Origin of the sequence: Raineya orbicola (assembly GCF_002843425.1) — a bacterium.
Lineage (GTDB): Bacteria > Bacteroidota > Bacteroidia > Cytophagales > Thermonemataceae > Raineya > Raineya orbicola.
Genome location: NZ_NKXO01000019.1, coordinates 16326 through 30806 on the forward strand (window position 1 = coordinate 16326; position 14481 = coordinate 30806).

Annotated in this window: 10 protein-coding genes; 8 read left to right on the forward strand and 2 right to left on the reverse strand. The window is 38.4% G+C overall.

Annotated elements, in window-relative coordinates; all coding sequences use genetic code 11:
- The first annotated feature begins 395 nt into the window (after positions 1-395).
- The 7 genes from Rain11_RS06955 (at position 396) to Rain11_RS06985 (ending at position 10345) form a co-directional block, all read left to right on the forward strand.
- Positions 396-3446, forward strand: a complete 3051-nt coding sequence (locus tag Rain11_RS06955; RefSeq protein ID WP_101358626.1) for a SusC/RagA family TonB-linked outer membrane protein — start codon at positions 396-398, stop codon at positions 3444-3446.
- A 20-nt stretch (positions 3447-3466) separates the two neighbouring features.
- Positions 3467-5014, forward strand: coding sequence for a RagB/SusD family nutrient uptake outer membrane protein (locus tag Rain11_RS06960; protein ID WP_101358627.1), 1548 nt, complete (start codon positions 3467-3469; stop codon positions 5012-5014).
- An 18-nt stretch (positions 5015-5032) separates the two neighbouring features.
- The gene (locus tag Rain11_RS06965) at positions 5033-5515 is read left to right on the forward strand and encodes a hypothetical protein (RefSeq protein WP_101358628.1); all 483 of its coding nucleotides are present in this window, start codon (positions 5033-5035) and stop codon (positions 5513-5515) included.
- Between the two features lie 18 nt (positions 5516-5533).
- A complete protein-coding gene (locus Rain11_RS06970) occupies positions 5534-6646 on the forward strand; it encodes a fasciclin domain-containing protein (protein WP_101358629.1) in 1113 nt (370 codons plus the stop codon).
- A 41-nt stretch (positions 6647-6687) separates the two neighbouring features.
- Positions 6688-7872 (forward strand): fasciclin domain-containing protein, encoded by a 1185-nt coding sequence (locus Rain11_RS06975; protein WP_101358630.1) that lies wholly within the window; start codon positions 6688-6690, stop codon positions 7870-7872.
- Positions 7873-8002: 130 nt separating this feature from the next.
- Positions 8003-9100: a fasciclin domain-containing protein gene (locus Rain11_RS06980; protein ID WP_165778090.1), complete on the forward strand. Its 1098-nt coding sequence runs from the start codon at positions 8003-8005 to the stop codon at positions 9098-9100.
- A 66-nt stretch (positions 9101-9166) separates the two neighbouring features.
- Positions 9167-10345, forward strand: a complete 1179-nt coding sequence (locus Rain11_RS06985) for an N-acetylmuramoyl-L-alanine amidase (protein WP_101358632.1) — start codon at positions 9167-9169, stop codon at positions 10343-10345.
- Between the two features lie 126 nt (positions 10346-10471).
- Here the strand turns inward: Rain11_RS06985 and Rain11_RS06990 are convergent, their stop codons facing one another.
- Both Rain11_RS06990 and Rain11_RS06995 read right to left on the reverse strand, forming a co-directional pair.
- Positions 10472-11119: a PAS domain-containing protein gene (locus Rain11_RS06990; RefSeq protein WP_101358633.1), complete on the reverse strand. Its 648-nt coding sequence runs from the start codon at positions 11117-11119 to the stop codon at positions 10472-10474.
- 2 nt (positions 11120-11121) lie between these two features.
- Positions 11122-11895 carry a ParA family protein gene (locus Rain11_RS06995; protein ID WP_101358634.1) on the reverse strand — a complete coding sequence of 258 codons (774 nt, stop codon included), beginning with the start codon at positions 11893-11895 and terminating at the stop codon, positions 11122-11124.
- Between the two features lie 113 nt (positions 11896-12008).
- On the opposite strand from Rain11_RS06995, the gene Rain11_RS07000 reads away from it, so the two are divergent.
- Positions 12009-14474 (forward strand): bifunctional UDP-N-acetylmuramoyl-tripeptide:D-alanyl-D-alanine ligase/alanine racemase, encoded by a 2466-nt coding sequence (locus Rain11_RS07000; protein WP_101358635.1) that lies wholly within the window; start codon positions 12009-12011, stop codon positions 14472-14474.
- The last annotated feature ends 7 nt before the right edge of the window (positions 14475-14481 follow it).

Below are 14481 nucleotides of genomic sequence, written 5' to 3' on the forward strand. Positions count from 1 at the left end.
CCACCTCACTATAATTTGTTCATCTGATATTTCCTGATTGTTTGATTTAGCTATTCTGTATGGTGAGTAAAAGCCGAACCATACAGAATAGTTGATATCGTACATTCTATTCATTGAACTTAACAAAATTATCCCAAAAATATTGAAGTAAGTTAAAAAATATTTTTTTATTTTTTTGGAATATTAAGCCAATTTTAATAAATTGCACACGCTTAAAAACAATCTAAATAAAAAATGAAGTTTTATAGTATTGTTTTTCAGCAAAATGTAATTGTGAAAATGCTTACTAAAACAAAAAAAATGTAAGTAAATTTGCAATTACGCCAACAAATTTATTTCTTGGCAACCAAATTTTTTATTAATGTTAAACTAAACCTAAAACCCAACTTAACTCTATGAGGAAGTATCTACTGCTGGGTTTTGCTCTTATGTTTATGATAGTCTTTCAGACTTTCGCTCAAGAGCAAACCGTTTCCGGTAAAGTTACTGACAGAAAGGGGAACGCTATTCCCGGGGCATCTGTCTTTGTAAAAGGTAATCCCAGTATTGGTGTTGCTACTGATGCTGATGGAAATTACACCTTGAAAGTTCCTACGGGGGCTGTTATAGTTATCAAAGCCCTTGATTACGTAGAACAGGAAATTACCGTGGGTAATCGTTCTTACATTGCTACTACTTTGGAAGATGAAAAAATTGAAGACATCGTGGTAGTAGGGTATCGTACAGAAAGCCGTAGAGAAATTACGGGGGCTATTAGTCAAGTAAAGGGCGATGTTATTCAGAACTTGCCTATGCAAAGTTTCGACCGTGCCATTCAAGGACGTATGGCGGGTGTGCTTGTACAAGGTGCTTCAGGTACTCCTGGTAGTGCGGTACGTGTAAGAATTAGAGGTATCGGTTCAGTACTTGCAGGTAATGAGCCACTTTACATTGTAGATGGTGTGCAGATGAATAACCGAGACGACTCTTTCAATACATCTACAAACCCTCTTGCATTCTTGAACCCTAACGATATTGAATCTGTGGAGGTATTGCAAGATGCCGCCGCTGCTTCTATCTATGGTTCACAAGCCGCAAATGGTGTAGTACTCATTACTACCAAAAGAGGTAAAGTTGGTAAAGCAAAACTCAACTTCAACTATTATAGAGGTTTTGTAGAACCTATAGCCCAGCTTCCTAATCTCAATTCTCAACAATACAGAACTATCAGAATGGAGGCTTTGGGTAATCAAGCCGCAGCAGCAGGAGCAAATACTCTGAATGTTTTGGGAACCTATCTCAGTGAAATTCGCTCTACTGCTACTATAGACCAATTGGACTTGCAACCCAGCTACAACTGGCAAAATGAAAACTTCCAATACGGTAATATTGCTAACTACGAAGCAAATGTTTCCGGTGGAGCCGAAAGAGTTAAGTATTACGTTTCTGCTTCTTACAACCAGCAAGATGGTAATACAAGAAATGTTGATTTTAGAAGAGGTAATGTAAAAGCGAATTTAGATTTTCAAGTTTCTAACAAATTAAGTCTTGAAACTAACCTTACACTCGCTACCATCCAGCAAAATGCTCCTTTTACCCGTACTGTGGGTAACTTCTTGGGTGATGGTAACTTTGCTACCTTATTAATATTGCCAATGAATCCTATCTACCTAAGTGATGGCTCTTTCAATGGCGTGCCTCCTACAAATCTAATAGGTATTTTGAACCAAAACGTAATTGCTAACTATGTCTATAATAAATCTAATAATCTTACCAACCAAGCAGTAGCCAATGTTACAGGTAATTACGAAATTGCCAAAGGGTTCACTTTTCGCTCACTTTTTGGTATAGATTACAAAAGTACTAACGGACGCCAGTACCGCGACCCTCGTACTCCTGATGCTTTCAATAGGGCGGGGCTTCTTACAGAAACTTCTGAGCGAAATGTTAACTGGATTACCACACAAACGCTGAATTATACCAAAACTTTTGCTGAAAAACATTCCGTAAATGCTTTGGCAGGGGTTGAGTTTAGAGAAGAGATATACCAAGGAGTTAGCTTTTCTGCGGATCAGTTCCCTACTCCTGATTTCCAATATGCAAACTCTGCCGCTAATCCTTTGAGTGTAGGAGGTTTTTGGACAAGTTTTAGAAGATTAGGTACTTTTGCAAATGTAAAATATGATTTTGCAAAAAAATATATTCTTTCGGGTACTGTACGTTATGATGGTTCTTCCCGTTTTGGTATCAATAATAGATGGGGTTGGTTCCCTGCTGTTTCTGCCGCTTGGGTAATTTCAGAAGAGAACTTCTTGAAAAACAGCAATCTTATCAGCGACTTAAAACTACGTGCTAGCTGGGGGCAAACGGGTAATGACCAAATTGGAAATTTTGCTGCACGTGGCTTATACGGTTCAGGAGGGCAGTATAACGGACAAGGCATAATTGCTCCTTCTAACCTCTCTAACCCGGACCTTCGTTGGGAGAAGAACGAAACTGCAAACATAGCTTTGGATTTTGGTTTCTTGCGTAATCGCATACAAGGTTCTGTAGATTACTTTATTAGAACCTCCAAAGACTTACTACTTGAAAGACCATTGCCTATTACTAATGGCTTCAGTGCTATTACCCAAAATGTGGGCGAACTCCAAAACAGAGGTATAGGATTTAATCTCAATACTATCAATGTAGATAGCAAAGGAGGTTTCAAATGGACAACTAACTTCAATGTTACTTTCATTCGCAACGAGGTTACCAAACTCTTTGATGACTTGAAGGTACTGCCCGGTAATACAGGTATTCGCGTAGGTCATCCTCTTGGCACTATCTTTACAACTGAGTATATTGGCGTAAATCCTGCTACAGGAAGACCAATGTTTAAGGATAGAAACGGAAACATTATTTACCAGCCAGTATTTGCTAATGATGCTCGCGTGATAGGTGATGGCTTTGCTGAGTGGTATGGCGGATTTACCAATGTACTTTCTTACAAAGGTTTTGAGCTTTCAGCCTTTTTCCAATATGAGTTTGGCAGAATGGCATTTAATTCACTTGGCTCGTTCTTTAGCGAAAATGGAGGAAGACAATTTAATGGAGACACGCGTATTTTTGAAGATAGATGGATGGTACCCGGACAAATGACTTACGTACCTCGTCCCTTCAATGGAAATACTGAACCCGGTGGAGCTTCTCATTTGGCGGGTAGTCGCACAGTAGCCGATGCTTCTTATATTCGCTTGAAGCAACTTACATTAGCTTATACTTTCCAACCTGACGCTTTGGAGAGAATGAAACTAAGCAATGTTAGAATCTATTTACAAGCTATCAACCTACTCACTTTCACCAAGTGGCCCGGCTTCGACCCTGAATTTACAGATATTACCAACTTGAATAACCTCACCGGTGGTAATAATAACGCTGTACCTCAATCTCGTCAATATACTATTGGCTTACAATTTGGTTTCTAAACTGAAAACGCATAAAAAAGATGAAAAAAATATATTTGTTTGCTAGTATTCTTACAATGTTCTTGCTTGTTGCTTGCAAGAATGTGTTAGATGTGCAGCCAAGGCAGTCCATTGACTCTCAAAATGCTCTTACAAATGAAACAGCAATACTTGCGGCTTTAAGAGGTTGCTATGATAGATTGCAAAACTTGGATTTGTATGGAAGTAGAATGATTGTTTGGGCAGAGGCGCTGTCAGATAATGGTAGAGGACGTTCGGGAACTAATGGTAGTTCTACTAATTCTGGACGCTTACAAGGTCATTTGCAAAATGTACCCGGTAATCATGTAAACTGCTGGACTCAGCACTACACACTTATCAATCAAGTAAATTTGATTATAGAGGCAGTGCCTAAAGTAGCAGAAATAACCGAGCCTAATCGTAATGCTATATTAGGACAGGCTTATTTCCTCAGAGCTTTGGCATACCACGATTTAGTAAAAAGCTATGCTTACGATCCTGGTGCAGAAGTACCCGCTTTAGATAGAGGCGGAGTCCCTATTATTTTAGAGGGGGTTTTAGATGCTTCTCAAATCAAATTCCCACGTAGAAATTTAGTGTCAGAAGTATATGACCAAATCTACAAAGACTTAGATGAGGCCGTAGCACGTCTTTCTAATGCAGGTACAATTAGCACCCCCGCTTTTGCTGGACTAGCTGCTGCAAATGCTCTATATGCAAGAGTTGCTTTGTATAGAAGAGATTATGCTACTGCTATACAGCGAGCTAACATAGCTCTTACTTCGGGTGCTCCTGCTATGGTATCGGCGGGAAGTTATTTCCAAGCTTGGAGAAGCCCTGTTCATCCTGAGGCAATTTTAGAACTTCCTTTTCAAACTCCTGAAAATATAGGGGTGAATGAGTCTTTACAGGCTTCTTTTACTTCTACCGTTCTTAATCAATCTACTTCGGTTACTGGAGGTTGGGGAGATTTGGTAATGAATGATGCTTATGGTGTAAATTTGGTAGCTGATGGTGCTACGATGCCAGCAGGTACTACAGCGTCACCTTCTGCTCCTGCTGCTGATGTTCGTTTCCCTGCTGCTGTTTCTGGTGCTACTGATGGTATCGTAAGAAGAGGTTCTCCTGGTAGAGGTAACCAAGCATTGAGCGAGTTAACTAAGTTTTATGGCAAAAATGGACAGGTGAATTTGGACAATGTACCACTTATTCGCACTCCTGAACTTTATCTAACCTTAGCAGAGGCTCATTATCATTTAGGAAATACAGCACAAGCACAAGCTAATCTTGCATTTGTAATTAGAAACAGATACCTCGGCGGTGGTGGAGCGGCTCTTATTTCTGTATCGGTTACTCTAACAGGGGAGGCTCTGCTTAACGAAATTTTACGCCAAAGACGCTTAGAATTTGCTTTTGAAGGACATCGTTTCTTTGATTTGAAGCGTAATGGACTGAATATTGCAAGACCTTTGGGTACTTTGCCCTTTACAGATTTTAGAATATTAGCTCCTATTCCGCAGTCTGAAATAGATGCTAATCCTAACTTGGTTCAAAATGCTGGTTACTAAAATAAACAAGAAAAAGCAATGAAAAAGACATTATATTTTGTACTTTCTGTAATTCTTCTGACACACACTGCGTGTTTCAAAGACCCTGAAGTGTTATACAGCGGACCGGCTGTTGTAGAGTTCAATGCCGCTATTGTAGCAGGGGCTCCTGTATCTTTCCCTACTATCAACGTTAATAATGGTGCAGGAGATATTTTTGCACGCGTAAATTTAGTGGGCGAACAGAGACCTAATGATGTAACTATCTTGTATCGTGTAGATCCTACACGTACTACTGCGGTAGAAGGTACTCATTACCAATTACTAAATAAAGTAGGTAGCAATGGCTCTTTTGTAATACCAGCTAATAGAAGTACCGCAGAGTGTGGCGTTAGAATTTTGCAGTCGGCTCCCTCGCCGGGTAATGCTGTGCTGTTGGTACTTGAGCTACTTGGCACAGAAGACGGTAGTATCAAGGCAAGCGAAAACTACAAGCGTTTGACTTACAGAATTATGTTGTAACCTCAAAACTTCAAGAAAATGAAAAAAATATATTTGAGTTTATCGCTAATAACCATATTAGGATTTGCTTCCTGTAATTTCAAAGAAAGAAGCGATGATAATCAGTTGCAGCCGCTTCCCAAAGAATTGCAAAGTGCTACTCAAAATGCTATGGAAGTGATAGATAGCGACCCTGAATTAAGCACTTTTGCTTCGGCTATTCGTAAAGCAAAATTAGAGGGAGAATATAGCCGTTTCCCTGCAAAGTTTACTATTTTTGCTCCCACGAATGCAGCTTTTACAGCGGCAAATATCAATGTGGGTGCATTGCCCGAAGATGTAGTGAGAAACGTAATTCGCTATCACGTACTTGCCACAGAAAATTTCCGTTTTGCACGCCAGATAACTTCAGGGGTAAACGAAACAGGAGCTCAACTTCCTAATAACCAAATATGGATTAATGTACCTCGTTTAGGTGAAATTTTTGTAAATGGTTTCAAGGTTACTACTCCTGATGTACCTGCCAAAAATGCTGTGATTCACAAAATAGAGGGAGTGCTTGTGCCTCCTACTCAAACAATGTATCAGGTGATTGCCTCTGACCCTAATTTGAGCTTGTTTAGAATGATGGCAAATACCCGCCCTGATTTAACGGCTCCTAATCAAACTTTTATACCTGGTGCAGCAACATTGCGTCAAACCTTAAAAAGTACTCGTTTTGTAGGTATGCTTCCCGCTACTGGTGCAAGTACGGTATTTGCAGGACAAAATTTGACTATTTTTGTGCCTACTAATGCGGCTCTTAATGCAGTAGGTATAATTGATTCACTTTCTGCGGCGGCTTTTATCAACAGTGTTGCAGGGCAAAGAATCATAAATCACCATATGCATAATGCATCAGGTAGAATATTTACAGGAGGCTTGCTTTCAGGACCTTTTCTTTCATTCGTAGGAGGTCGTCCTATCAATGTAGAAGTAGGAACATCAGGAGTTACTCTGAATCGCCAGACTTATATTGGTACGACTATCAAACCCGGCGATCCCGTAGGTTTAACTGCCGGATACAATAATGCTAATGTAACTCAAGCAAATAGAAATGCTACAAATGGTGTAATTCACGTTATCAATAGAGTATTACAACCTGAACCTTAATAGGTAACATTTTCAATGTTTCACTCAAAAATCTTTGAAAAATGAAAAACAAATTTTTCTCATATACTGCAATTTTGAACTTGTTAGCCGCATTAGTGCTGACAAGTTGCTACGAGCGTAATAAGTTTCCTGAGCCTAAAGTAGAGCAAAGAACGCTTGCGGCACTTGTGGCTGATTTGCGTACTGCTCCTACTACCCGTACCTTTGACCCTCTGTTTGCCCATTATAGCACTTTCAAGAAGGCTTTGGAGAAAACAGGACTTATCAATCTCTTGCGAGATAATAGCAGAAGGTTTATTGTGTTCGCTCCTGATGATTTAGCGTTTGAACAATTGCCTCAGCAATTCAAAGATGCTCCCTCTATTGAAACTTTTATATCAGGAACAGTAGACGTAAATGGTAATCCTGTACAACCTCAGTACAATGATAGTATTCTTTTGAGAACCATTGTACTTAACCATATCGTGGAAATTCCTAACAATGCTGATTTTGATGTAAATACACAATCTACTTTTGGAACACTTGCCGCTCAAACAACAGCTTTCTTGCCTGCTAATAATCCCTTGAACACTCCTTGGGTAAATAATACGATTACTATTACCCCTCCAAAAGGAGTAGAAGGTAAATTGGATTTTGTTCCGCCTGCAGTAAATGGTGCTCCTATGTTTAGCTGGGGTACAAAAGCTTCCAATGGAATACTCAATACTGTATCTGCGGTACTTTTCCCTGCTACTGCTTATGAGTTTATCAAGAAAGATGGCAGACACAATGCTTTTGCTACAATGGTAGATTATTACACAGACTTAGTGGCTTACTTATCCAATCCTAACAATAACATTACACTATTTGCTTCAAGAACTACAACTTTGTTATCTAACATTCCTTCAACACAAACGCGTTTGCAACATCACGTTCTTGCGGCATCATTAGGTAGAGTAAGCAACTTAAATGCTTCGGGAGCAGTACGCTTTGTACCTAATCTAAATGCAGGCAGATTGACAGGAATACTTTTAGCTTCTGCTAGTACTTGTATTGGAACAACCACGGTAGTCGCTGTGCAAAACGATCCTACTTCTGCCTTCCCTGCTGCTACGGTTGTTGGTTTTCCCGGTATAGCCGCCTATGGAGCAGGAGCCTCAAATTGTGTTCCTCCAAGTGGATTGATGGGCTTTATTGCTACTGCAAATGCTATTGTGTATAGTACATCAGGATTGTTAAACGAATAAAATCTTTAAGAAAATGAAAAGAACAAACTTTTTATATTTAGCACTGTCAATTGCATTTTTGATAGGTTTGGGGGCTTGTACGTTAAAAACTAAACGAGATGACCTAAAGCCCGCAGCCTCCAAAAATATTATGGAAGTATTGGAGAGTATGCCTGAGTACTCTACTCTGGTAGAAGCTCTGAAAATTACAGAAATGGATAAGCAACTTCGTAATTCTACGGGTCCTTACACTATTTTTGCTCCTACCAATGCCGCTTTTCAAGCCGCAGGTATTACCAATCTCAACAATGTGCCTTTTACTACATTGATGAGGATTGTGAAATACCACATCTATATGATGAGAATAACTACGACTACTTTTACCCCTTTCCCTGCAACAGCTAACTTGACCACCAATAATAACTTCACCAACACAGATAACATTTATGTAACGTGGGTGCCAAGTATTGCTGATGAGGCTCCAACTAATGAAGATTTTTGGGATAAATACAACTACGCTTATATGGGGTGCTTGAATGGGCTTTCTATCAATGGTATCAAAGTTACTAAACCTGATATGGCAGCTACTAATGGTGTAGTGCAAGGGGTGGATAGAGTAGTATTGCCTCCTACACAAAACTTGTGGCAATACATTCAAGCTAATCCTCAGCTACAAAGATTAGAAGAAGCGGTGATAAGATTGGGCTTACAAGCAACTTTATCTAATTCTAATACTTCTGGTACAGGTTCAGGTAATGGTGCTTTTACTGCTTTTTTACCTACTAATCAAGCGTTTGCTGATGCTGGTTTCCCTGATGCTACTTCTATCAATGCGGCTCCTTGGGCTACATTAAGTAGAATAGTACAATATCATGTAATTAGTCCTGCTAACTATTCTGGTACTACCGGTGGTGGGGCTATTAATTACCGTCAGCGTTTGGTGTTTCCTTCAAGTGTTATTACCAATGGGCAGAGGTTTTTGACTTTGTTTGACCCCGTAGGATATTATGTTACTCCTACATTAGGTCCTAATAGTCCCGAACTTCTTAGCAGAAGATTAACCGCCACCGTAGATGCCAATGGTAATATTTCGCTAAACACTGCAAGACCTCGCACTACTAATTTGTTTGAAATAGCGGCTCAGAATGGTACAGCTAACAATGCTCGTGTGGTGCAGTCTGATGTAATGTTGCTCAATGGCATTGGTCACGTAATTGATAAAGTGCTGGATTTTTCACCACAACCTTAGTAGGCTTACTATACCTAACCTAAAAAAAACCCTCAATCAAGAGGGTTTTTTTATTATTCAAGAAATATGCTGAGGATATTTTTTCTATTTTACTTCCTATTCCCAACTATTGGTTTAGCTCAAAATATTTGGCAAAACAGACTACAAAAATATTTGCTCAAAGGTGAGCAAATTCGTAAAAATGTGTTGCTTCAAGATAGTGTGGGTTTGTACATCAAGACTTTGAAAAAAACTTATCGTTTTTCTTGGGATAGCTTGCAGAAATTAAATGCTTACTATCAAATCAAGGAACAAGAGCAACAGCAAAAATGGCTTTTATTACGATTAAGCAATCAATTTTTTGGCTTACCCAAATTCAGAGGGTTGCGTATTGCCATAGACCCCGGACATTTTGCAGGCGATTTCTCAACGGCTCAAATAGAAGGTAAATACATCAAAACTACTTTGCCCGATAGTACAGCAGTAGAATTTTATGAGTCTTCTTTGGCTTGGGCTACTGCTAAAATCCTTGCCGATAGCCTCCAAAAATACGGTGCCGAAGTCTTACTTACTCGTTCAGAACATAACTTCACTGCTTTTAATAAAACTTTTCAGGAGATTTATTCTGAATACGCAAATAACTTTATGAAACAAAGCAAGAGCAGAATAAGAAAGCAGAGACCTTTACCGCCTAATCTTTTCTTTCGCAACTATTTCAAAAAGGTAGAACTATTGGAGCGTGTGCGAAAAATCAACGCTTTTCAGCCTGATCTAACTATCATTATTCACTACAATGTAGATGAAAACAATGCCCCTTGGAAGCAAACCTCTTCTCAAAATTTTGCTATGGCTTTCGTAGCGGGGGCTTTTGAAGCAGAAGATTTGCAAAAAAATGAGGAAATAGAAAGTTTCATTCGTCTGCTTTGTAGCAAAGAAATTGAAAAATCTGCCGAACTTGCCGAAAAAATCTTACAATCCCACGAAAAAGTTGCAGATGTTCCTATTGTACCATTACAGAATAATCAGAATTTTCTGCAAAAATATTGCTTATGGACAGGAAGGAGAGGCGTATATGCTCGGAATTTGCTTCTTTGTCGTGAAATAAAGGGAATATTATGTTACGGCGAAAGCCTTTTGCAAGATAGCAAGCAAGAAATCAGAAAGCTCAATGAAAAAACGCTCAAAATAGCCAATTTGTACACCTCGCCTCGTGTAATAGAGGTAGGAAATGCTTATTGGCACGGGATTTGCAGTTTTCTTTGGTAAAATACATCTTAAAACTATGAAAACGAAAATTGCCTTTGTTTTGCTTTGCTTGATAATATTTGCTTCTTGCTCGCCCCGACCTTATTGCCAAAGGGGAAAAATTTATTATGTAACGCCTACTATGCGTTAGATTTTGACAATGATTTTAGCAGATTTTAGATTTTTATCAATATCTAGTTCAATGGTAGTATTGTTTTTGTAAGCGCTCATTGCCATAGTAATATTTTGGGCGATGAGAATGTAAATCATAGATTTATGAGCGGGTTTGCCAACCAGCGTAGCCGAGCATATTATCTTTTCTTGTTCAGTAGCATTTTTGGGTAAAAATTCCACAATGGTTTGTACTTTTTCACCTTTTTTGAGTTTTTCCCAAAAGCTTTCCCATTCAGCAGTTTTTTCTTTTATAAAAAATTCTCGTAAAGACCTGACACTCAATTCGGTAGGTTCTATTTGCAATGTTTCACAAAAAGTTTCATTTGCTTTCAAAATTTGCAGATTAGCACTATCCAGTTCTGCAACCATAAAACAATGTTCCAAAATATCGTTGCTGTGCGAAAAAAACTCTACTTTGGAATTGGAATGAGTTTTAGCAATTTCATTTTCTTCTTCAAATTTACCTAAATTTTCTAAAACGGCTGAAATATCATAATTAGGTTCAGAAAGCGTAAGATTTTGTTCTTTTAGTTCTTCTAATTCTTGTTGCAACTGATTATACACAATGCGATTGCGAACAGGTATCATTCGCTCACGTTTGATATTTTCGCCTAATGCCATTGTTATTCAGCCTTTTGTTGTACTTTTTCTAATATTTCTTGGGCAAGAGCCAAATAGTCTTCTGCTCCGTTGGATTGGGGAGCATATTCAAATACACTTTTACCAAAAGAAGGGGCTTCTACGAGCTTTACGTCCATACGGATAAAAGTTTGAAAAATGGGTACAAAATTATAAGTTTTTTTGATATGGTTATACACTTCTTGTGTAATTCTGCGGCGGGAGTTGTACATTAGTACCAAAATTCCCATAATTTCTAGATTGGGATTTACGGTCTTTTTAACTTGCTCAATGGTTTCCAGCATTAGTTCTAATCCGTGCATACTCAATACCTCCATTTGCAATGGTATCACAACACTATGAGCCGCTACCAAGGCATTTACCGTAAGGATAGAAAGCGAAGGAGAACAATCCAAAAGTACAAAATCGTAATCTTGGGCATTTTGTTCAATCATTCGCTTGACGATATGCTCACGCCCCTGATAATTAACGAGCGAAAGTTCCAAGTCCGCAAGTGTTACATCAGCAGGAATAATATGCAGACCCTCTCGCTGAATAAGTGCATTATGAAAAGAAATATCTTCCAAAATTACATCTGCAATGCTCCAAACGTTGCTATTGGCTCCTAAATAATACGACAAACTTCCTTGTGGGTCTAAATCTATCAATAATACTTTTTTATTCATTTGGGCAATAGCTTTTCCTAAATTTACCGTGGTTGTGGTTTTTCCAGTGCCTCCTTTCTGATTTACTATGGCAATAACGTGAGGTTTGGGCATAAGCGTTTCTTTTGAACGGAAATTTATACATTATTGCAATTTTAGCAAAAAATAACCGAGAAAAAAATTAAATTAGGCGGGATTTTTTATTTTTGCTTAAAAAATAATTGGAAATGCTTTTCACCGAACTGCAATCTATTTTACAAAGTCCTATATGGCAAACTGCTCCACTTTTGCCTATTGAACATATAGCCGTAGATAGTCGCAAATTATTCGTGCCTGAAAATACACTTTTTGTGGCTATTAAGGGTAAAAACCACGATGGGCATCACTTTCTTGCCGAAGCCTACGAAAAAGGAGTGAGAAATTTTGTCATAGAAAATGAGAAAGTCGCTTTACCATTCCGAGAAAGAGGTATCAACTATGTAGTGGTAAAAAATAGTATTAGGGCTTTTCAGAAAATTGTAGCTTGGCACAGAAGCAAATTTACCTATCCTGTAATGGCTATTACAGGTAGTAACGGCAAAACTATCGTGAAGGAGTGGCTAACGCAACTTTTAGCAGAGGAGTTTAACATTGTCAGAAGCCCTAAAAGTTTTAATTCTCAAATTGGTGTGCCGCTTTCGGTCTGGCAGATGCGTGCCGAACATACTTTGGGCATTTTTGAAGCAGGTATTTCGCAAGTAGGTGAAATGGAATATCTACAAAGAGTTATTCAACCTACCATAGGAGTAATGACTAATTTGGGTTCGGCTCACGATGAAGGCTTCAAGAACAGAGAAGAAAAATTAGAAGAAAAATTAAAACTTTTTGAAAATTGTTCGGTGGTCTTTTTGCCTGCGAATTTGGTAGAAAATTATCCCAAAGTAGTAGAAAAATTTCCCAAGAAAAATCCACAAGCACAAGTATTTTTTTGGAATTATGAGCTTTCGGTGAGTAAAAATGCCGTGAGTTTTGTGAAAAAAGGATTTCAACTTACTTGCAAACTCAATAGTACTCTACTGCCTTTTCAAGATGAAGCCTACTTGCAAAATATGGCTTTATGTGCTATTCTAATGCACTTTCAGTTCAAAATTCCTACGCAAGAAATAAACAAAAGACTTGCTTTGCTCAAACCCGTTTCTATGCGTTTGGAGCTTAAACAGGGCATACAACAAACTTATTTGATTGATGATTCCTATAACAATGACCTTGCAGGTTTGCAAATAGCTTTAGACTTTTTAGCAAACCAAGACCAAAAACCTGCCAAGGTAGTTATTCTTTCCGATATTTTGGAAAGTGATTTGAGTGGTAAAAAACTTTATCAGCAAGTTGCCCGATTGATTTCTGCCAAAAAAATAGGCTTTTTCATTGGGATAGGTGAGAAAATATTTGAGCATCAGGAGGCTTTCCGAGATATACCACTTACGGCTTTTTACAAAGATACAGAAGATTTTTTGAGCAAAGGTTTTTTCCAACAGCTTCGCAATTGCGTTATTCTTATCAAGGGGGCGAGAAAATATGCTTTTGAAAAAATTGTTCAGAAATTAGAGTACAAAGCTCATCGCACAGTTTTGGAAATCAATCTTGATGCCTTGGTGAATAATTTGAATTTCTACCGCAGTCGTTTGAAGCCTGAAACTAAAATTATGGTAATGGTAAAGGCTTTTGCTTACGGCAATGGTAGTGTAGAAATTGCCAATCTTTTACAATTTCATAGAGTAAATTATTTAGCGGTAGCTTATGCTGATGAAGGTGTAGAACTACGAAAAAATGGGATTCATTTACCTATTATGGTAATGAACCCTTCGGAAGAGAGCTTTTCTCTGCTTGCCGAATACCATTTAGAACCTGCGGTGTATAGCTTTGAAATTTTGCAAAAACTTGCAGATTTTTGTGAAAGCGAACATTTGAGTTTGAAAATTCATTTGGAATTTGATACAGGTATGAGGCGTTTGGGCTTTGAGCCACAAGATGTAGGCGTTTTGCTTGGTATTTTACAAAAAGTGCCTTTTTTGAAAGTTGCTTCACTGATGAGCCATCTTGCCGCCGCTGATGAAGAACAACACGACGATTTTTCGCTCAAACAAATTCAGACTTTTCAGAAAATCACGCAAAATCTTGAAAAAAAATTACCCTATAAGTTCTTGAAACATATTCTCAATTCACCGGGTATAGTACGTTTTCCCGAATATCAAATGGATATGGTACGTTTGGGAATAGGTTTGTACGGAGTGGAAGCAGGTGGAAAATTTCAGGGAAATTTGCAACCCATTAGCCGCCTGAAAACCGTGATTTCGCAAATTAAAACTATTTCCAAAAACGATACCGTAGGATATGGCAGAAAAGGAAAAGTAAATCAGAAAAGTAGAATAGGCATCATAGCGATTGGCTATGCCGATGGCTTGAGCAGGGCTTTTAGCAATGGAGTAGGGAAGGTGAGAGTAAGAGGGAAATTAGTACCTATACTTGGCAATGTATGTATGGATATGGCAATGATAGACCTTTCACAAGTACCTGATGCCCAAGTGGGTGATGAAGTTATTATTTTTGATGAAACACATACCATTCAAGATTTAGCCAAGGCTATTAGAACAATTCCTTACGAAATTCTAACCAGTGTCAGTGAGAGGGTGAAAAGGGTATTTTATAGCGAGTAATGAATGA

What these genes read in the sequence shown, in the direction of transcription:
- Rain11_RS06975 (WP_101358630.1), top strand. Translation starts at nt 6,688, where the DNA reads ATGAAAAACAAATTTTTCTCATATACTGCAATTTTGAACTTGTTAGCC.
- Rain11_RS06980 (WP_165778090.1), top strand. Translation starts at nt 8,003, where the DNA reads ATGGAAGTATTGGAGAGTATGCCTGAGTACTCTACTCTGGTAGAAGCT.
- Rain11_RS06965 (WP_101358628.1), top strand. Translation starts at nt 5,033, where the DNA reads ATGAAAAAGACATTATATTTTGTACTTTCTGTAATTCTTCTGACACAC.
- Rain11_RS06960 (WP_101358627.1), top strand. Translation starts at nt 3,467, where the DNA reads ATGAAAAAAATATATTTGTTTGCTAGTATTCTTACAATGTTCTTGCTT.
- Rain11_RS06990 (WP_101358633.1), bottom strand. Translation starts at nt 11,119, where the DNA reads ATGGCATTAGGCGAAAATATCAAACGTGAGCGAATGATACCTGTTCGC.
- Rain11_RS06995 (WP_101358634.1), bottom strand. Translation starts at nt 11,895, where the DNA reads ATGCCCAAACCTCACGTTATTGCCATAGTAAATCAGAAAGGAGGCACT.
- Rain11_RS06970 (WP_101358629.1), top strand. Translation starts at nt 5,534, where the DNA reads ATGAAAAAAATATATTTGAGTTTATCGCTAATAACCATATTAGGATTT.
- Rain11_RS06985 (WP_101358632.1), top strand. Translation starts at nt 9,167, where the DNA reads ATGCTGAGGATATTTTTTCTATTTTACTTCCTATTCCCAACTATTGGT.
- Rain11_RS06955 (WP_101358626.1), top strand. Translation starts at nt 396, where the DNA reads ATGAGGAAGTATCTACTGCTGGGTTTTGCTCTTATGTTTATGATAGTC.
- Rain11_RS07000 (WP_101358635.1), top strand. Translation starts at nt 12,009, where the DNA reads ATGCTTTTCACCGAACTGCAATCTATTTTACAAAGTCCTATATGGCAA.